The sequence below is a fragment of the Pseudomonas sp. genome (genome assembly GCF_030690725.1).
Taxonomy (GTDB): Bacteria; Pseudomonadota; Gammaproteobacteria; order Pseudomonadales; family Pseudomonadaceae; genus Aquipseudomonas.
Genome location: NZ_JAUYGD010000011.1, coordinates 45,551 through 66,385, shown reverse-complemented (window position 1 = coordinate 66,385; position 20,835 = coordinate 45,551). Strand labels below are relative to the sequence as shown.

The 20,835-nt window shown below is 55.9% G+C and carries 3 protein-coding genes (1 of these 3 running past the window's edge); 1 reads left to right on the top strand and 2 read right to left on the bottom strand.

Annotated features, from left to right (window positions below):
• Positions 1–126: 126 nt before the first annotated feature.
• A complete protein-coding gene (gspD, locus tag Q8O69_RS02355) occupies positions 127–1,929 on the bottom strand; it encodes a type II secretion system secretin GspD (protein ID WP_305589303.1) in 1,803 nt (600 codons plus the stop codon).
• A gap of 124 nt (positions 1,930–2,053) precedes the next feature.
• Positions 2,054–2,701 carry a type II secretion system protein N gene (locus Q8O69_RS02350; protein ID WP_305589301.1) on the bottom strand — a complete coding sequence of 216 codons (648 nt, stop codon included), beginning with the start codon at positions 2,699–2,701 and terminating at the stop codon, positions 2,054–2,056.
• A gap of 807 nt (positions 2,702–3,508) precedes the next feature.
• Here Q8O69_RS02350 and Q8O69_RS02345 point away from each other — a divergent pair.
• Positions 3,509–20,835, top strand: partial view of an Ig-like domain-containing protein gene (locus tag Q8O69_RS02345; RefSeq protein ID WP_305589300.1) — the 5' portion only. The gene runs 24,982 nt beyond the window's last position; 17,327 of the gene's 42,309 nt are visible here — the first part of the coding sequence; it begins with the start codon at positions 3,509–3,511; the stop codon falls past the right edge of the window.

The window sequence follows — 20,835 nt, the reverse complement described above, 5'->3', positions numbered from 1 at the left end:
CATGTTAGGGGCTTGGAGTCGCATTGCTGGGCAGCCTGTGGTGGCAAACTACACAGGAAGTGGCGCAGACCTCGAAGCAAACAAACGGCATCTATTACGGCGAAGATTTAATTGGCTAAATTAAAATCAGTCCAAAGGTATTGTGTTATTAATCTTTAGTTCGTTGTTGGAGCTGTTGAGCTGTTTGGGGAGTGTGGGTTTGCCCTGGATGGAATCTTCTGTGTCATAGCGAAGTTGTCGGTCACGGATGAAGTTGTACTTTCCTTCAGTGAGCTGGCTTGCGTGATCGAAGTCGTTAATTATTGTTGGTTTTATAAAAACCATAAGATTTTTCTTCGCAATTTCTTTGCGGTCGCTGCGAAATAATCTGCCTACTACGGGGATTTTTCCAAGGAAAGGAACTTTGTCGCCAGAGTCACGGACTTCATCTGAAATCAGTCCGCCGAGCACTAGGGTCATATTGTCTTTGATAAGTACCCTCGTTTCTATGGAGCGTTTGTTGGTCACAATGTCGGCAGCGCCAGTGTCCGTGCTGACACTGGATATTTCTTGGTAGACGTTGAGGGTAACCGAGTCGCCTTCATTAATCTGAGGTTTTATCTTGAGTGTAATACCGACGTCTTGTCTTTCTATTGTCTGGAAAGGGTTGGTTGACGGATTTGAGGCGCTCGTTGAACTGCCGGTTACGAAGGGGACGTTTTGACCTACTACAATTTTCCCTTCCTCATTATCGAGGGTAACCAAGTTTGGTGTAGATAATATATTCATTGAATCGTCAGTGGCGAGTGCGCGGACTAAGGAGCGAAGGGAGCCATTGCTGAAAAACCCCAAGGTCAGCCCCGCATCTAGCTTTAATGGGCTGTCAGGGAGGCTGTCGATACTATTGCCCTTGAAGGAAGATTTAATACCCCCAAATAGGCCGTCACCCGTAAGGGCACTATTAGAGGTTTTCCACTGAACACCGAGTTCATTAAGTTTATTTGTGGAAACTTCTACTATAACGGCTTCAACCAGTACTTGCGCGCGCCGAATGTCTAAGCGTTTAACTACGCTGTCTATGGTTTCCATTATTCCAGGAGGGGCGCTTATAACTAATGCGTTTGTCGTGTCGTTGGCTTGTATCGAAATGTCGGCGCCTGATATTCCGATGTCTTTGTCTTGTTTCTGAATGCTTGTGGCAATATTCTGAAGTATTTGAGCAACCTCAGACGCTTTAAGATAGTGCAGATAGGTGACGCGTGTGTCACGAACAAGACTGCCAGGCCGGTCAAGATTGGCTAATACATCTCGCAGTTGTTGGCGTTTACTGGGGTCGCCAGATATAAGAACGCTATTGGTGCGCTCATCTACCGCGATGTTCATTTTACTAGCTCCTTCTTGTCCTCCGCTCTGGGAGGCCAGAGAGCTAAGAATGGCTGATACTTCTTTTGCATTAGAAAATTTAAGAGGTATTACATCAATTTCAAATTGCCCTGCGCGGTCTATTTCGACAATCAATTTTAGTAGCTGATTGATGTTGGATGCTCTATCAGAAATAATCAGTGCGTTGCTGTCCGGGTAGGCCACCAAGTGTCCGACTTGAGGTACCATCGGGCGGAGAATGTTAACTAGTTGAGTAGCAGGGACATGCTCTGTGCGTATTACACGTACGACTTGTTGATCACCATTAAGTTGGTTGTCGTCAACCAGTGGTACGCCGCTCTGCTTTGCATTGGCGTCAGGAATTACTTTTACGGCGCTTTCTGATTCAATTGCAGAAAAGCCGTGAACCTGCAATACAGAAAGAAATACCCTATATGCTTCTTCCGGTGTCATAGTCTCGTTAGATATTACGGTGACTTTACCGGTCACGCGCGGATCAATAATGAAGTTCTTTCCTGTTTCTTTAGCTATCCACTCAATAAAAGAGCGGATATTGGTGTCTTGCATGTTAATTTTAATCTCGCTTGCCTCTGGCGGAGATGTGTCCTCGGCATAGGAATTTTGTGGCGAGAAAAAAAAGAGGGAGCACAATATTACTAATGGGATTCGGATAGACAATTTTTGTACTCTACTACTTGGTTTGCGCAAGTTTGCGTTGAATAAATTGCTGATAAGCAGTCGGCGTAGTTTGCTCTAGCTGCGGGGGGGGGGCTGGTGAGGCTGCGGCCGTTAAGGGCTCGCTATTCGAGCTTTGCGCAAGAGGCGGTAAGGATGCTAGATCGCTGCTAGCAATTTCGCCGAATCCTCGAAAGCTTATTTGTTCGAGTTTTCCATTGCGTTTGAGGGTTACTCGATTGCTTTCGATATGTTGGACGGAGACGCCAGGGCGAGCTTCATCTCCAGGTTTGAGTATTAGAGTTCTATCGCCATCCTCTAGAACAATCGAGCTGTGGCCAGGATTCGCCATGAAGAATATGGCCGAAACATGCAAATTGAGATTGCTTTCAGGTAGTTGTTCTGCGGGTGCGCTAATGGGGTTTGGGTCAGTTTTTTCAGGTCCAAATAGCTCAAAAAGTGCTCTACTTAACTTCTGTCTTTCGGGAGTGGTTGTGGGTACGTTAGTCGCGCGAAAAGGCGCTTTTAGCTGTAACTCATTGATAAATTTGAATTCTAGCCAGCATAAACCCGCTACCACAGCCATAATTACGAAGGCTAGTACAAGGTGTTGGGTGGCGCGCGTTGTCGCAAGGTTAATGGTCATTTGCAGAGTATTGGCCATGGACTCGTCCCTGTGATGGCTCAGTGATATTGTTGCTGGTTCGAAGTCGAGCTGCAAAGAGTCGGTTGCAAGGAAGGGTTCCCGTTCCTGCATTTTTGACCTGGGTCACGATTTTTTCGGCTTATTCATTTTTGAAAGCTAATGCCCGCTTGAAATGCCTATTGCTGATGTATAGCATTGTGCCACTCGGGGTTGAGTCTATCAGTGGGCTCAGTCTACATGCGCAAAATTAATGGAACTATTACGCGAATGCAGCAAGGAAGCCGCTGTCTTAGGTTTCGCTGTGCCCTGGCGGTGCTTCTCGCGCTGGCCATGCCGGCTGCATTTGCTTCCCCTCAGTTCGATATTCGCACTGCATCTCCTCTTGGTAGCTCCGGCAATGCCGTCGACTACACGTTGGCGGTTGATGATTGTCGTGAGTTAGTAGACGTAACTGTTGTCGCTTCTGGGCAGCGTTTTCAGCCAGTCGACTCCGTTCGCAGCCAAAGCTCGTCCATTGGTTGTGCTTTCAACTTTCGCCTCGACGGCAGTAATGCTCTGCAGCCTGCTGTGAATCTCGTTTTTGCTGACGGCAGTAAAGCGGCATACAGCGAAGTTTTTCAGTATGAGCGGCAGCCACCTCAGCTTCAGTTGGCTCAGTTAGCGATAGAGATCAACGACGGTAAGCAGTACTTGGTTGGCAGTTTCGATGCGCAAGACAATATTGATCTCAGTTACCTAAGCCTGTCCTTCACAGGTTTACGTGCCTCAGATCTGCGGGCTGCTGGCGGAGTAGTTAGCGAAGCTGAAAGCAAGGCGTTTTTACGGATGCCCGAAGCCCTGCGCGTATTTCCGAGCAGCGATGAGCAAACTAGGTTCAGTGTGCGTCAGCAGATTGAACCCGCTTTATCCGCCGATGAGGTTGCCCGCAACGCATTGGTAATGGTGCAGGCGACTGCCGTGGATGCATCTGGCAACCAACGTAGTTACTCGGATATTCGCTTCACCGGCGACAGCATTGATGAGGCGGCGCGCTCGCTCAGCGTTAGCCCCGGTAAATTGTTATTTAGTGATGCATTGCAATCGGCGCGGTTGGTGCCGGAGGTTGATTTCGAGTTTCGCGGTGCAACGCCGCTTGCAGGTATGGGGCATGGGATTAGTTACCGCTCATCAAATCCGGAAAAGGTCTGGGTCAGTGCCGACGGTATCGTGTATCCGTTGCAAGAAACCGCCGGCGAGGCGGTTCTCGTTTATCTGAGCTATCCGGGGCTCGATGAGATTAGTCTGCCTGTAACGGTCGATTTCAACCGCCGATTGACCGCCTTGCGCTACGAGGGACAGGTTGCAGATCAGCCATTGATTCTGCCAAGGCTCAATAGTTTTCAGCCATTGCCGCAATTGCTGGCAGTGTTTGATGATGGTAGCGAGGCGCCGCTAGCGGACAGCCTGATAGTTGAGATGCAGCTACCACCTGGCAGTGAAGGCATACTTGAGCGCAATGATCAGCGTGCATTGTTAGCTCGTGCCCAAGTGCCTGAGCAGAGTCCGTTGAAGGTTAGCGTGCGCCTACAGCGCTATCCAGAAATTGGCGCAGAGCTATTGCTCGCCGCGCTAGACGCCCCCCCATCGGTTGAATTGCAAGTAGAGCCGACCGTCGCCGTCGGTGCGGTGCTGGAGTTGGCTGCTTCGGCTACGGATGACGTTGCTGTTAAAAGTGTTGAGTTTTGGTTGGATGACACGCTGGTTGGCCGTCGTCTCACACCTCCATATGCCTTAACGCTACCCATTGAGCAGGAGTTGGAAGGTCGTACCTTGCGGCTGCGGGCAGTTGCTTTCGACGAAACCGGTAAGAGTCAGAGTACAGCCGAGCGGCCTGTGAGGGTTGTGGCCAAAAGCAATCCAAAGGTTCCAGACTTCGATCTTGAATCGCCCATAGATGCCCAGCGTGTGATCGAGAATAGCCGGTTCAGGGCTGTGGTCAGTGCCAACTTGGGTGTGCTGCCCAATGTCGAGTACCAAAGCGGCATCAGTCAGGTCGAGTACTTTCTCGATGGCCGCAAGGTGGGCGAAACGCTATTTCCTATTTTGGAGCAGCGGCCACTACCGCGCGACCCGGACCAAAAGCAATTGATGGAGCTCTGGCAGGTCGACCTGAAGGCGCCGGATATCGCCGTGCGTGAGACCAGCATCGCTCTTTCTGCGCGTGTGCATGCTCGTAATGGCGGAGTCGTCGACGCTCCGGCCCGTCTGCTGCGGGTGCTGGAGAACCAGAAGCCCATCGCGCGAATTACCCAACCTGCAGTTGGCAGTTTGGCAACAGTGGGTCAGACCGTTGCAGTCACCATCGAGGCGAGCGACGACACCTTGGATGGCGGTACCGACATCTTCTTATTGGTGAATGGCGAGGAGGTGCAGTCCTTCCGTCATCACGTGAAAAACTACGACGGCAACGCTTTGGGGATTCGTAGCGCCCGCCACACCTTCCAACTGCCGATCAAGAGCGAGTGGCTGGGACGTACTCTAGAGCTGCGTGGTCGGGTGGTGGACCAGCACCAGCAGGTAAACGAGTCAGAGCGTCTTTTGTTGCCGGTGAAAGGGGATCAATCTCCTACCGTAGCTCTTAGTCATCCGGTCGAGGGCAGCCACCTGGTTTCGGGACAGCCTGTCGAGTTGCGGGCTAATGCCACCGACGATTTGGGCATGCGCCAGGTCGATTTCTATGTAAACGGTAAGCTGGTGGGTACCGATCAGCGTGCACCCTTTACGGTGGTGTACAAGACGCCGAGCGGCGTCGAAAAAGAAGCGCCGCTCACCATTCATGCCGAGGCCATCGACACTGACGGCCAGTTGACCCGTAGCCCTGTGGTTAACGTCACTCTGGGTAAGGACGAGGAAGACCCGGTTATCAACCTGGCTTCACCGAGCATCAATGTCAGTGATGCCGGCGTAGATCTAGCTCCAGTGGTAGAAAACAGCACATTCGTTCTCAAACTCACTGGTTACGACAATGTCGGCGTTGAACGCCTGGAACTCTACGGAGTGGCGAAGCGGGACGGTATCGGGTACGTCCTTACCGGCGATCCTGAGGATCGCCTGAGCAGCATCGACGGCGACCTGGTGGTGCAGTCGATTCCTGGTGCACTCAAAGCTTTCTCCACTCTCAAGGTGGTGGCTGCTCCAACTTTCAAGCACCTCGATGGTGTGCGTTACGACCGTTATCCCATTCGTGCGGTGGCGACCGACGGCACCGGCAACGATTCCGAACTACGGGTGTTGATTGGTATTCGCGACGACAGCAAGCCTGAGGTGCGCGCTCTGAGTCCCGCACAAAGTCGTTTTTACAGCCAGGACAGCTTGCTGGTCGATGTGGTGGCCCGTGATGACCTTGCGGTGCACGCTCTTGAAGCTAGCTTGTGGCTAGAAAACGGAAGTACCCCAGTGTGGGAGGCGCTCATTGATCAGTCCGCAGGCCTTACACCTGGGCCCGAGACGGTTAATCGGCTGACTATTGATCTGAAGCCGCTCGCCCTGGGTAACCAGAACCGCAATTTGCGTTTGCGAGTGGCGGCGGTGGATGACGGTGGTCAGCGTGGTGATGCCAAAGAGTTGGCCTTGCAGGTTATGGCCGACACCCTTGGTCCTCGTCTGGCCGTGATTTCGCCGGTTCAGGGTGTGCCGCTATATGCAGGCAACCAAGTGCAGTTTCGTGTGCGCGGCGTGGACGATACCAAGCTGGTTTCCCTGCGAGCCTTGAGCGGAGCGCAGACGCTGTATAACAACACCAGCATTGATATGGCCAGTTTCGAAGGTTCCTTCCAGGTCTCTATCCCTGAGCAGGGCGATGAGTTGGTGGTTGAGCTACGTGGCCAGGATCAGTATGGAAACGATGCGGAGCCTACGCTCTGGCGCTTCCCTATAGAGCGGGATCTTCCACCAGTACTGAGCGTGCGTACGCCAGCACCTGGAGCGCGACTCTACGAAGGCGAGGCGTTCAATGCGCAGGTTCTTGCTCAAGATGATCGCCAGCTGACTAAAGTCGAGTTCTTCCTGCGGCAAGACGGCCAGACCCAGGTGCTCAAGACTGTCACAGGCAGCGCGCTGGTTAGTGCGTTGGGTGGATACGTCAGCGCTTCGTTGCGTGTGCCGAACAAGCTGAACGACTCCACCGCTATGGGCGTGCGTGCCGTTGACAGCGCCGGGCAAAGCAGTGAAGCGATGTTTGATATCGAAATCATCGACGACACAGAGCCGCCGCTCTTGCAGATGAACAAGCCGATAGCCGATTTCAGCCTGGAGCCGGGCAAGAGTTTCGATGTGCAAGGCAGTGCGGGCGACAATCAGTTCATCGACAGTATCAATGCACTGATGATTGACCCAGAAACCGGCGAAGAGCATTCGTTGAACTGGGAGGTTTTCAGCCGCAAGGATCGAGTGGAAACCATAAAAATCCCTAATCCCGGTACCTTGGGCGCTATTGTCTCCGGGCAGAGATTTTACGCGGACTTCGATGCTCGTTTGCGTTTACCAGCAGAGTTGAGCCGTCGCTATGCAGGCCGCACACTGCAGTTTGTTGTTCGCGCACTTGATCGTGGGATCAATGAAGTCCGCTCGACACCCATCAATGTGAAGGTGGTGGCTGATGAGCAAGGGCCGCGCATTACCATTCAGTCTCCGGGTGAGCGCCTGTTCGAGTTCCAGACGGTCGAGCTGAAGGCCAGTCTGCAGGATGAGACTGAGGTTGCTTCCTATGAAGTGCGTCTGCTCGACGACCAGGGGCGCGACGAAGTGTTGGCCAGCGCGACTGATCTTAAAGCCGCTCAGGTATCTATTCCCCAGATCGGTACGGTTTCTCTCGATATCCAGCGTTACCAACCTGGAAATGAGCCAGTGGCACTGACGCTGGTGGTCAAGGCCAAGGATCTCCTCGGTAACGAAAGCCAGGAGACCCGGCGTCTTCTGATTCAGCGCGATCAGGCGCCTACGCTTGCATGGCGCGACAGCCTGCCGGCTGAGAGCCAGAAGCGTGGTCAGCCTTTGCGCGGCAGTTTGAATGTGCAGGACGATTACAGCACCAACGCGCCTGGAGATGCTATTGGGCACCTCCTGCTGATTAGCTCGTTGCGTGATTTGGGTGGCGCTCGCGAGTTGTTTGGCAAGAATCGCCATGACAGCCAGACTACGCGTAACCACCCGACAATTGATTTTGCTTACCCAGAGGCCCAGGGTTGGCAGGGCGAGCTACTGCTCAACGGTAAGCCCTTCATTAGGGTGCAGGACAATCGGCTACAGTTCGAGGGCGGGGAGGAGTCCCAGGCACCGATCAGCCTGAAGGTCGGCGATCAGGCTAGCGTCTGGTCGGTGGAAAGCTACTCGCGCAGCCTTTGCCATGCTCGCCCTGAGATACGTGAAGTGCAAGCGGTTGGCGGCACGTTGGATCTCAAAGCGCTGATCAATGACGATGTCACTCGCCTGATACTACGCCCTCTTGGCGGCGCCCCTGGTTTTGTTCGCGAGCTACAGTTCAGCCTCCAGGAAGGCCGAGCGGCTGAGCTGTCTAGTGCCAGCGGCGCGCGCATGCCCGGTCGCAATGCACTTAGTCTGCTGGTGCAGGATGGCATAGGCGACGCCGCCCAGACAGCGTTTTTGCAGGTTGCCAGCAGCGGAACTGCCGTCAGCATCAATCAGCGCCATAACGTTTTCATGCCGATACCGGCTGAAGTGCAAAGTGGCAGTGTCACTTTGATTGGTCACGCGGTCGACCGTAGGTCTGCAGCTCGTGGCGCGCAGGTACTGCAACCCCTGTTGCAACAAACGCTGAGCATTGACGAGCAAACGCCAACTTCGAAGATTCTTTCCCCTATGCTTGGCACTGTGGCAATTCCGATGCAGCAACTCGACCTGAAGGTCGAGTTCGATGACGACAGTCGCGCCTTGAAGAGCTTACGCCTGCTGGAAAACCGCAGTCGTACGGTACATGACTTGGGCGTCAGTTTTGGTAAGCGCACCTGGCAGTTGCCTTACCGGGTACCTAAGGCGTTGGATAGCGGTGATCTGGAGTTGACCCTGATTGCCGAAGATTGGAGCGGTCGCAGCAGCGAACACAGCATGCTGTACCCATTGCAGGCCAATGAAAAACCCTCGTTGGAAATGACCGGCTTCAACACCTATTGGGTTAATGGCACTTACAAAAAAAACCTGCGTGAGCCGTCTCGTCTGAATTATGGCGAGTTCTGGGTCCGCACCCAAGAGCAGTTCCGTCTGGATACCGAGTTGCGCGACGACGCTGGTTTGGCCTCTTACCGCGTACTGCGTTTGAAGCGTGATGGCAGCGTTGCGGCAGTGGTCTATAGCCGCTCGTTTGCGGTCAACTGTCCAAATGCCCCGCCGTTGCAGGCATCTGATAAGGCTGAGATTCTATTCGACCAAACGGAACCGACTGAGTACCGGGTCGAGCTGACCGACACTTATGGCCATGTTAGTCAGCGCACGCTGTTGATCCACCCTCTGGTCAATATGGTGCCGGAAGTACGTATTACTGCGCCGGCTGAAGATCAGGACATAGCGGCAGGCACTTTCCGCATCCGAGTCGGCTTGGTGGCGGCGGATGATCGTCTGCTGACGCCATCCCGTCTCAAGGTGTTTGCTAATGGCGTGCCATTGCCAGTGCTCTCCAGCAGTGCCAATGAAGCTGCGGGCGGTGTTCAGGCGGTCGATGCTGCTTTTGCCAGCATTCACGACAGCATGCAGGCCAATTACGACGCCACTTTGGCGGACGATTTTGGTCGCAAAAATAGCCCCTACGCGTTGCAAAGCACTTTTGTGCTGGAAGTACCCGCCGGTCTGATTCGCCATAACGAAAAGCTCAAGTTGACGGCGCAGATAACGGATTCGGATGGCGCAGTTGGACTGTTTGATCGAGAGATCAATGTCGCCGCCGACACTATCAAGCCGGAAGCCATCATCAAGCGCCCTGCAATTGGTTTTGGCGCCATTGAGGACAGTGACTTCAGTCTGACGGTACAGGGCTACGATAACGTCAAGGTCAGCCGCATCATGCTGTCGCGCGCCTATGGTGTGCTCAAGCGCGACGGTCAGTACGTGAAGCAGGACTTCTCCCTGTTGCGCGACATTAAAGGTATTCCCTCGGACGACTACGAGCCTGTCACTACGCTCAATATCGACACGCCGGAATACACCCAGATACTGCATGTCGATCGGCTGCACCAGATTCTTGCAGGCTTCGGACTTACCCACGATGAGATAAGCAGGGTAGATGTCTGGGTACGGGTCGAGGCGTTCGACGCCGCCAATAGCCAAGCGCGTGAAGTGAGCTATCCGGTACGAGTCGACGAGCGTCCGGTGCTGGATGTGATTGAGCCGGTACCGGGTGCCAAAGTGGTGGAAGGCAACCCGCTTTATGTGAACGTCAAAGCATTCGACGACGTCGGTATCGAATACCTTCACTTGCGTGCCACCTATGGCAATGGCCAAGCGCCCTATGAAATGCGCTTGCGCTCGGCACCCTACAATTTCTCTGTACCAGTACCAGAATTTGATCCCGCAAACCCCCAAGCGAATCGTGTGCATGTCAGTGTCGAAGCCGTGGACACCTATGGTGTCGCCCATGATGACTTGGATGCTCACCGTGCCGAAGAACAGTTCGATGTTGAGATTGTGCAGGATCAGGCTCCCAGCGTTGCCATTGGTACACCCAAGAACAACAGCGAGATAGACGAAGGCCAGTTGATGCTGGTGCAAGTCAACGCTGTCGATGATGTCGGTATTGATCGTGTTGTGCTCAATGTTGCCGGCTTGAAGGGCGGTGATCGCAGTTTCACAGATATGGTTTTCCCGTATGAGTTCCTTCTGGAGATTCCTTACGGGCAGGCTGGTACTGATCTGCATTTGACTGCGAGCACCCTTGAGCGCCGTGCCAACGGTCAAGCACGTAGCGTATCTACGGTTCAGCCTGTGCGGGTACGTGTATTCAAGGACGACAAAGCGCCTGAGATGGTGGTTAAGCTGCCGGTGGCCACTGGTGCCAGCGTGGCCGAAAAGCGTGATTTGCCATATCAGCTGGAAGTAAGTGACAACGTACGCGTAGGTTCGGTCAGCCTCGGTCTTTATGTGGATCGCGACGGCGACGGTATATATGCCGACAACGAACGTGTCGTCGACCGTCTGATGCTCAGCGCACCGTTTATCGGCAGCCTGCCCTTGGACACTATTGCCGGTTACCTGGGCCGCACGGACAAACTGCCCGATGCGCTGCCGATGCAGCTACAGATCATTGCTCGCGATGCCAGCGGCAACGAGACCCGCGAACAAATAGTAGTAACCCTGCTGCGTAACCAGGTTCCTGAGGTCAACGCGATCAAGTTGCTCGACGCCCGCGGGTTTGCCATGGGCGAGGTGAGCGAGCTGACCGAAGGTCGTGGAGTGGTCATCCAGGTGCAGGCCAGCGACCCGGAAGTCGGCGTAGACAGCGCTTCGCTTTTCTATTCCATCGGCCCAGCAGACGCGACTCCTGCCTACCAGCCGCTCGGCGAAGATTCCGCCGCGCCCTACCAGTTTCATTTCAAGGTACCGAATGGCCGTGTTGATCAGGTTCTGCGTTTCCGCGCCAAGGCCCGGGATCTGGACGGTTACGAGTCTGCCATGGTCGATTTGCCCCGTGCTTTGACGATCAAAGCCGACCAACCACCGCAAGCACGGATCGTCAAACCGGATAATGACAACAGCGTGGTAATAGATGGCGAGGACGTTGAGGTCTTTGTCGAAGCATTCGACGACCTTGGCCCTGAAGGCATTGACCGTGTCACCTTCTACGTCAATGGCGTTCCGGTCTACAGCAGCCAACAGAGTTACGGTCAGCAGACGGGCAGTCATGCGCAGGACCACGTCTACCGGGCACTGATTGCAGCGCCTGCTGGTGTGCAAGGCTTCACCGTGCAAGCCATCGCCTATGATCAGCTCGGCCAGGCTGGTGAGTCGCAGATCGTCCGTATCGGTCGCCTGGAGGACACCATTGTTCCGCGCTTGAGCGTGCTCTATCCGATTGATAAAGACGTGCTGACCATGAGCGAGAGTCTGCGCGCAGTGGTCTCTATTGAAGATATGGGTGGCGCTATCCAGGATGTCAGCATGCTCTGGCAGCGTCAGTACCAGACAGAAAGCGGCGAGTGGAAAGTCGCCGACGAATATCCGCTGAAGCTATTCCGCGATGACACTCGGGCCCCTGGCGATAAAACGCCGGTCAGCCAACCAGACAAGCACTATTTTATTTATTGGGCCGACTTTAGTCAGGGTGATGTTCTACGCCGTACTGGTTTACGCAACGAGCGTCTGCACGTACTGACCACGGTGGTTACACCGAACCACACCGTGACGCGCGATACCTACCACGAGGTTGGCTGGTCGCTCAGCGAGCGGCGTTTCATCATGCCGGCTCTAAATGCCCAGCAGGTCGCGAAGCAGGTGCATTACACCGCAGTCGATCAGTACCGCGCATTGGATCGCAGTGGCGCGATGCTGGCCGCTTGGTCCAGTGTTGATCCGTTGCGCATCGAGCAAGGTCTCGGCTTGCTTGGCAAGGACGAGATGCTCAAAGCCAATGCCCCGGCTCGCACTGGCATCTTTATCATGGATGCTGTGGATGAAACCCAGAGCAATCAAAGTGGTGACTTCTTCGCCTATTCACCGCTGCTTAACGGTGCCGCCGAGATGTTCAGCGGTAGCATCGGCGAACTGGTATCCGATGAGAATATCGTTCTGGCGGGTAAATCCGGTGTTATTGGTGGCGACTGTCAGGGTGCTGCCGCGGGTGGAGCTTGTCAGTTTATCTCCAGTTTCACTGGTGAAATTCGCAAGGATTGGCTTGGTGGCGACAGGCCAAGCGAAGGCACTGGCGCGCTCTATCTGGATAACAACGCTGGCGAGTTGCTGCTGTTCGGCCAAAAGAATGGCGACGGCCAATTCGGCCTGCCTTATCTGATGATGGGCAGGGTCGATATGCCCTACCCCGATGTTTACGGTCTGACTCGCAGCGGCAATCTGGCGCTGGTGGCGAATGGCAACGGTGGCGTACAGGTGATCGATATCACCAATATGACCGCGCCCTACCATGTTGGCTACATCAAACCGAATGGCTTCACTCGCGACGTCAAGGTGCGTGGCCACTATGCCTATATTGCCGCTTCGGAAGAGGGCGTGGTGGTTGCCGACCTGAGCACGCCGGCCATGCCGATAGTCGCGCGTGTCGATACCCTGGGCATCGCCAACCGCTTGCACTTGGTTGGCGATCAGCTCTTTGTGAGCGACATGGCCGGTGCCGGCGATAGCGCGCGCTTGTCGCGCATCGATATCGGCGAGCCTGACCAACCGCGCTTGGTGCAGGTGGTGGAAATCGAACCGCATCGCCCGGATCTGGCCTCCGACGGTCTGTATGACGTGCACCTTTCCGGCAACCTGGCCTATGTCACCCAACTGTTATCCGACCAGGAAGACAGGCCATCGCAGAGTTTGGTGCAGATCATCGACTTGGCTCGTGTCGGTGAGAGCGGATTGGATGCCAGCGTTCCGGTCATGATTCAGCGTAACGCCAAGTCGGACAATTTCGGGGTTCGTGGCGTGACCTTGGCGCGTGGAGGCATCCAGGTCGCCGCTGGCAAAGGTGGTATTGGCCGTATAGACCTTCCGGCCTTGACCGTGTTGCAACACACGCCTCAGGTTGGCGAGAACGATGTCAGCACGCAGTTGCCGGCAATCCTTATCGAACTATCGGCAGTGCTGCCGGAATCCACTGTGCTGGGCGACTATGTCCAAGTATTGGAGGGTGATGCGCAGATCGGCAGTGACGTGACCGGATTGTTCGACTTGGCCTTCGCCAGTCGGGGTAGCGACACCACTAAGCGGCGTATCCAGCTGACTCGCAAGGAAGGCCAGAGTCTGCAAGCTCGCCAGCGCTATTACGTACGGATCAAGCAAGGCTTGGCCGCGGTTACCGGTCAGCCGATGGCTGCCGACTACGTATTCAACTTCAGCACTGCGCCGGCAGATGCGTTGTACCCGGATATCGAGAGCATCTGTACCCGCGAGAGTCGCGAGCGCAACTCATGTGTCAATGTCGGGGACGTGCGTGGCGGCACCGAGATCGTTGTCCGAGGTCGGAATTTCAGTGACCAGTTGCGCCTGATGGTGGGCGGCGAGCCGCTGGTTATCGAGATTCGTACTGTAGATGCCGAGACCGGTATCGTTAGTCTCTACGCCAAGACGGTGCCTAACTATCCCGGCCCGGCGACTGTCAGTGTCCATAACCAGAGCGGTCTTTCCGATACTGTTCTGGGCGGTTTTGTCTTTGTCGACGAATTGTCGATTTCTCACCTGACTCCTGCGGTGGTCCGCGTAGCCCAGAGTGGCCAGAACGACCGTGTGGCGTTGGTCGGCAAGGGTTTTCACGCTGGCATGACGCTCACCGCCTATAAGAGCGGTGAACCAGAGACGGTGCGGAGCTTCAAGGTTGGCTCGGCCGATCTGCGTTTATACAGCGCTGAGCGCATGAGCTGGCTGGTGCCAGACCTGCGCGACGATGAGGGTGGCGGTTACCGCGGCTTTATCGATATCGAATTGAGTGATGAGCTCGGTCGTCGCTATGTGCAGCGCAACGCGTTGTTCTATGGCCGTCTGCAACTGGATCGCGGCCTGGAAAGCGAACCGGCTATGACGCGCAAGGAGATCGATGCTCGCCTGAGCAAGTTGGAAAGAGGACAGCTCACGGATTACGTACCCGATCCGCTGAAGTTGCCGCCAGGCCATATCGTCGATCTGGCGGTGGATAGCGATCTGCGAATGGTTTACGTGCTTGGCCGCGGTGAACTCGGAGAGGGCGTAGTACGGCCGGATAAACTGACCACCTTGGAAGAGTTGCAGCATTACTATGCGCCTGGCTGGATCAGCCTGGTCAAGTACGATCCCGCACAGGTCGACCAGGCTGCGCCACGCCACGGCTTGGGTTACTACAACTTGCCGCAGGATGTGCAGCCTAGTGCGATGGCACTGGGCGACAAGCAGCTGTATGTGGCTGCGCGGGGCTATAGCTTCCCGTTTATCGATACTGACTATGAAGGTCGTAGCCTGCTGTTGGTTTATGACCGCGAGATACGCGATCCCGACGATCTGACAGAACAACCACCGGGTAAGGATCGCGGTATCCGCTATAGCCTGCCGTTACCGTTTAACGAGGTGGTGGAGAAGATTCTGGTGCATCAGGGCCTGGTGCTGGTTGCCAGCCGCAAGGAAGGAATTGCGGTGGTCAGCATCGCCGACCCCATGCGACCCAGCGTGGTGCGGCGGATTACCCATGCGACCCTCGGTGGGCGCTCCCAAACGCTGAGTGACGTGCAGGACATCGCTGTGATCGGCGATACGCTGCATGTTGTCAACGGTGCTCGTCGAGTGATTTTCGACCTCAGCAAGCCTTCTCTGCCGCAGGTCGGTGATAGCGATGTGGCAGGGCTGACAGCGCTGAGTGCCGATGGCGGCCGCTTTGCTAACGGGAATGATCTGAAGCTTTATGACGCCAGCCGGCCAGCCTATATCCGCGAAGTGGGCCGTTATCAGTCGGGAGGCTTTAGCGTACCGGGGCAGAGTAAAGGGATTCACACCTTGGCCACCACCGGCGTTAATTTGACTCATGGTGCTGCAGAGGTCGGTGCGGAATGCGAGAAAGCGCCGCAAGACTATTTAGGTTTCTACGACTTCAGTCGTCCCGACAATATCAGTCTGCTCGATGCCTTGGTGCTGCCATATCGCTGCCTGGGGGTACCAAACGGTCTACTGACGAAATCCAGCCGCAGCTACCCGTTGGTTGTCGCTGACCAGGGAATTGCCATCTTCGCAGCGAAGACAAATTACCCTGAATCCATATCCCATTTGGGGTTGATTGACCTGCTGACCCTTGAACTGGTCAGCAGCTCGCCGCGTGACCAAAGTGACGGCGTGCCGTTGGACAGTCCGCTGGAGCTGCGCTTTACCCGCTCCTTGAATAAGCTCAACGATGCCCAGCTGCGTACTTATCTGAGTCTGCAGCGCGACGCGCAAGCCGGACAGCAGCCGGAAAACGTCGCCTTCGTTATCGAGCGAAGTGCCGACCAGCGCGTGTTGCGCTTGCAGCCCGAACAACCGTTGGCCGCAACCAGCGGTTATCGCATCCTTCTCAAGGGTGATCTGGCCAGCCGCCGTACTCGTGGACTCATGGAGCACAGCATTCGCTTCCGCACCGGTTTGGCTGCGGGACCGCAGATCGCTATTGAGCGTGTTGCCCCTGGCTCTCTGGATATCGGCGGTGGCGAGCTGGAAGTCGTTCTCTCCGGCAGTACCGGTCAACCGCAGTTCAGCTTATCCGGTCAGATTGCCACCGGGGAGCTGCGTGAGACCCTACTCGATGGCCGCACTCGCTATAGCGTCCAGGCGCCGAACAGCCTGCCTGGTCCTGCGAGTCTGCAAGTAATCAGCGGTAACGGTAGCAAGGCTTCCAAAGTTGGTGCTGTGCAGTTTGTCGAGCCGCTGCTGGTGCGTTCCCTGACACCTGCGCAAGGTTCGTTTAATGGCGGCACCCGTGTATTGATAAAAGGTCAGGGTTTCCGCAGCGATCCTGGCGCCATGAGCGTCCTGTTCGGTGATTTCGAAGCGACTCAATATAAAGTACTCGATGCTGAAACCCTGGAAGTGATCAGCCCTGCCGCTTCTCTCGGTACCGTTGATGTAGTGGTCAAACTTACAGGCACTGGGCAGCTGGGCACTTTGCTCAAGGCCTTTACCTATCAACAGCCGCCCCAGGCACTGATTCGCGACAAGGGCCGAATTTATGATCTGGCGCTTGATCCGTCCGGCAGCTATCTGTTCGCCGCTCAAGGTGAAGCAGGGGTCTTGGTGTATGCGGTCAATGCTGGCGACAACGGTTTAAATCCAGACGATATGTTGCGTTTGCTCGACCGCAATCGCGACGGCCGTGATGACCGTGTTGTGTCGAAAATATCCCTGCCAGGCGGCTTTATCGCCGTAGGCGTAGAACCCTATTTCGAGCGTGGCAGTGATCGTGCCTATATCACCGGCGTCCGCTTGGATAGCAGCGGCAATGCCATCGAGTCTCGCCTGTTCACCGTCGCATTCGATCAACTGGATCCGGCTCGTACCACCTTATTGAGCGCGCTGGAACTGCCGAGCAAAGTCGTACGTGGTCTGCGTGTACGCAATGCCCGAGTACTGCTAGCTATGGGTGAAGAGGGCGTAGGTATTGTCGATGCCTTCTTGCCAAACAAAACCTATCTGGTCGAGAGTTTGGCGACCGAGTCCAAGCTGCCTCTGCTCGACATCGCAACCCAGAACGCAACGCTGGGTGATGCCGACCTGCTGATCGGCGTGGGCGGTGCGTTCAACTTTAAAACCAATATCTTGCTCACTCAGGAAGCCAATGGCAGTGGTGGTTTCTATGTATTCAAGCAGGACAAAGCCCAGGGCCTACAGCGTTTGGCGCAGTTGGATCTGCCAGGCACCCGTGTTTCCTTGCAAGGGCGCTACGCTTATGTGGCCGCAGGCAGCGGCGGCATTGCCGTAGTCGACTTGCTGAATCCAGCGAAGCCGCAAGTGGTGGCGCGGGTAAACGACATTGGTTATGTCTACGATCTCGACTTCAACGGCAACACGCTTTATGTCGCTCGGGGCAGCAAGGGTGTGCTGACCATCGATGTTACCGACCCACTACGCCCACAACCGGGCCGCAGCATGGAGGCTCCTGCTGGCGGCAGCGTGGAAAGCGTGGTCGCGGATGCCTACTCGGCACTCGCCGGCGGTGTGGAAGCCAACGGTAGTATTGTGCAAGTGGTGCCGGACGTTCTTCTACGCTTGCACATGGTTGACCCACGTAACGGTATTCTTGATCGTCAGCCGGATGGCAGCCTGCAAGTCATTGCGCGTTTCAGCAAGGCAATCGATCAGTATCTGACTAATGAGCAACAGTTCCTGCTGCTCGGCCCACAGGGCGAGACGCTGACGGCCAATGTGGCAATCACCAGCAATGACGCCAAGCTGACTTTGGCAAATGCTAGTGCCGACCAGTTGCGGATTGGTGACCGCCTGACTCTGCTGGTCAAGGCTGGTTTGGCCTCGGTCAAGCCGATGCCTGGAAAGAGTCCGCTAGTGCTGCATACGCTGATGCAGGATCAGCGGGTTAATCTGACTTACCGCGGGGCCCGTGACGAGGTGCTTTCGCTTGAAGCCGTGGTGCCTCGTCGTGTGGCCCGTGACCAGGCCAGCCTGATCACCGTGAGTGCGCGCGGCCTGCCCGCCAGCCTCGCCCAGGTTCATGTATATATTGGCGATCAGGCCGCCCAAATAGTAGGTGTCTCTCGCGAGAGTGACACTGCGCCGGCCATTCTTGAGGTTAGCGTACCGGCCCTGCCGCGCGCAGGTCAGTACAACCTGACGCTGGCGGCGGTGCGTGACGGTGTAATGCAACAGGCCGTACTGGAAGGTGCTCTGCTGGTGGATGCGCCTATTCGCTTCGACCAGCTGACGCCGCTGTGGGGGCCTGCTGCCGGCGACGCTATCGTGACTATCACGGGCGATGGTTTCGAGCCGGGTAACAGTGTTATGGATGGCCTTAAGGTGCGCTTCGGTGGCCTACCGGTCGGGCGTATCGATGTACTGTCCAGCACTCGTATGCGGGTGACATCACCGCGTGGCGCACCGGGTAAAGTCGAAGTGCTGGGTGAGGATCGTTATGGCAATCAAGCGCGTCTGAATGGCGATAAGAGCTTCGGTTACGGCCTGCGCAAATTGTCCCAGCTGCATCCTTCGTTGATATTCCCGAGCGACCTGTGGATTGACCAGCAGACCGGTGTGGCGCTTACCAACGGCGGCCATATGGTCGAGGGTTATGGCACGCAGAAACTGCCTAGTGGTGGCTGGTTACCAGAGAACTATCGGGCTGCCGCCTTCTCGGTACAGAATCCTAGCCAGCCGCAGTTGGTTGGTGGCTCACCGGCTCTGCCGAGCGACGCGCAGCGCTTGAACCTTAAGATTCAGGCTATGGCGATTAACGAGCGCCTGGCCAGAGCCTTTATGTCCAGTGGCTCGTTGGAGCCGACGCCGGAAGAGCAGGAAATTCTTACTCGCCAAGCCGCGCAAGATTTCTCGATTGGCATCGACTCGCTGCAGATTGCGCCGACTTTGGAGTGGGAAGAAAACACCTGGCGTAAACGTCTCTATGTGGCCAGCGGTGTTGGCGGCGTTGCGCGTTTGAATCTGGATGAACAGAACGGCCTGCAGGTGATTCATGAAGAAAAGCTGGCCAGCCCGGTCAGTCGTCTAATCAAGCAGGGCGCTGGTTTGTTCGCCGCAGGTGCCTCGGTCGACGCCTTGCCGCCAGACAGCACGACTTGTGCGTTCAAGACCGGCCCGTCCAGCGGTACCGGCTTGATGGCGCTGAATTATCAGGATGGTGAAGATCCATTACGTCTCTCCGCGCCTGCTGGTCTAAATGGTGGTGCTCTGTTGCGCCTGGAAGATGGCTGGCTGCTGAGTGGCGGTAATATCCGCAGCGCCGCCTGGGTCAAGTGCCCAGGCTGGAGTGAGTCCTTGGTCAAAGCGACGGATGCCGCGACTGGTAGCATCCAGACCCTCAACCTGTTCGACCCGAGCCAACAGCGCAACTTTGATTTCGAGGCCAACCCGCAGGATGCGCTGGTCTATGGCCGTTATATGCTGGTCGCACTAGGCAGCCGTGGTCTGGAGATCATCAATCGTGATCAGCCCTTAGAGCGCGTACGTGTCGATCTTGGTAATCAGTTGCAGGCAGCCCCTGGTCGTGGTGTGCGCCTGCGTTTGGCCGGCAGCCTGTTGTTCGTCGCTGCAGAGAGCGGCGTGGTGGTGCTGGATATCCGTGAGCCTTTGCAGCCACGGGTGATCTCGGCGGGTAACCAAGAGCGCATTGAGGCCCTGGATCTGTTTAAGAACCGCCTGGTGGCTGGTTCCGGTACTCAGGGTCTTACTCTGCTGGAGTTGCCAGGCGCATTGGTTCTGGACTCCTCGGCCAAGCAGGGGGGGATTGTGCCAGCCGGTGAACAGGCGTTGGAGCTGACCTTCAATGAGCCTGTAACTTTGGAATCGCTGCGTGCCCAGGGGGCTGTGCAACTGCTTGATCTAGGCAACGCCGAACAACCTCTGTCTGTGCCCAGCATCGAAGCGTTGAACGGCGATGGTCAGTCGGCCAGTCGTGTCGCTTTGCGCTTCACGCCGATACCGGGCGCTCAATTGCGCCTGCGCCTGGACAGCGCACGCAACCTGCGTGGCAGCGGCCTGTGGGCACCGTTCCAGGTCGATTTCCGCGTGGCGCCAGCAGGAGCCAGTCAACCGCGTATCAACTATCTGGAGAACGCCAGCTTCCATCGAGGAGCCCAGGACACTGTGGTGATTCACGGCAGTGGATTCTCGCAATCGGTGCAAGGCTATATCAACCAGTATCCGATTCAGCTTCAGTGGGTTAATGCCGAACGCCTGGAAATCGCCGCTCACGCTCTCGATTTGTTACCGCTGACGCCCGGACAATGGCACCTGCGTCTGGACGATGGTGGACTGCGCGACGACTATCTCGGTGCCTTGGTGGTTGGTTCCGAGCAGTCGCTGGAGCAGGTCAAGTTCACTATTTCGCCGGACTCGGCGAGCAAGCAGGGTGGCCAGAAAGTCACCATCAGCGCCAGTCATGAAGCCTTGCTGCCGGGTAGCCGCGTGGTATTGCGTGCGCGCCACAGTACGACCGAGATTTATACGGGCCGCAATCCTCTGGTTGAAGCGCCGGGTGTAACCACTATAGATCTGCAAGACGATGTGCAGACTCAGAAGGTTTTCAGCTTCACCCTGCCGGGCGTGATCGATCCGGACATCTACGACATCTTCCTGCGTATCCCAAGTGGCGCAACCACCCGCGAGATCAAGGTCGGCGCGCTTTCTTACACCCTGCCCAAAGGCCTCGGCGTGGTATTGCCCAATTATCCACCGATGCAAATCGGTGCTGCTCAGGCCGTCGAGGATCTGCTATTCATCGGTGTGAAGGCGGGTGCTGCCGCGCACTTGGGCAACCGCTTCCTGATGACCGCAGG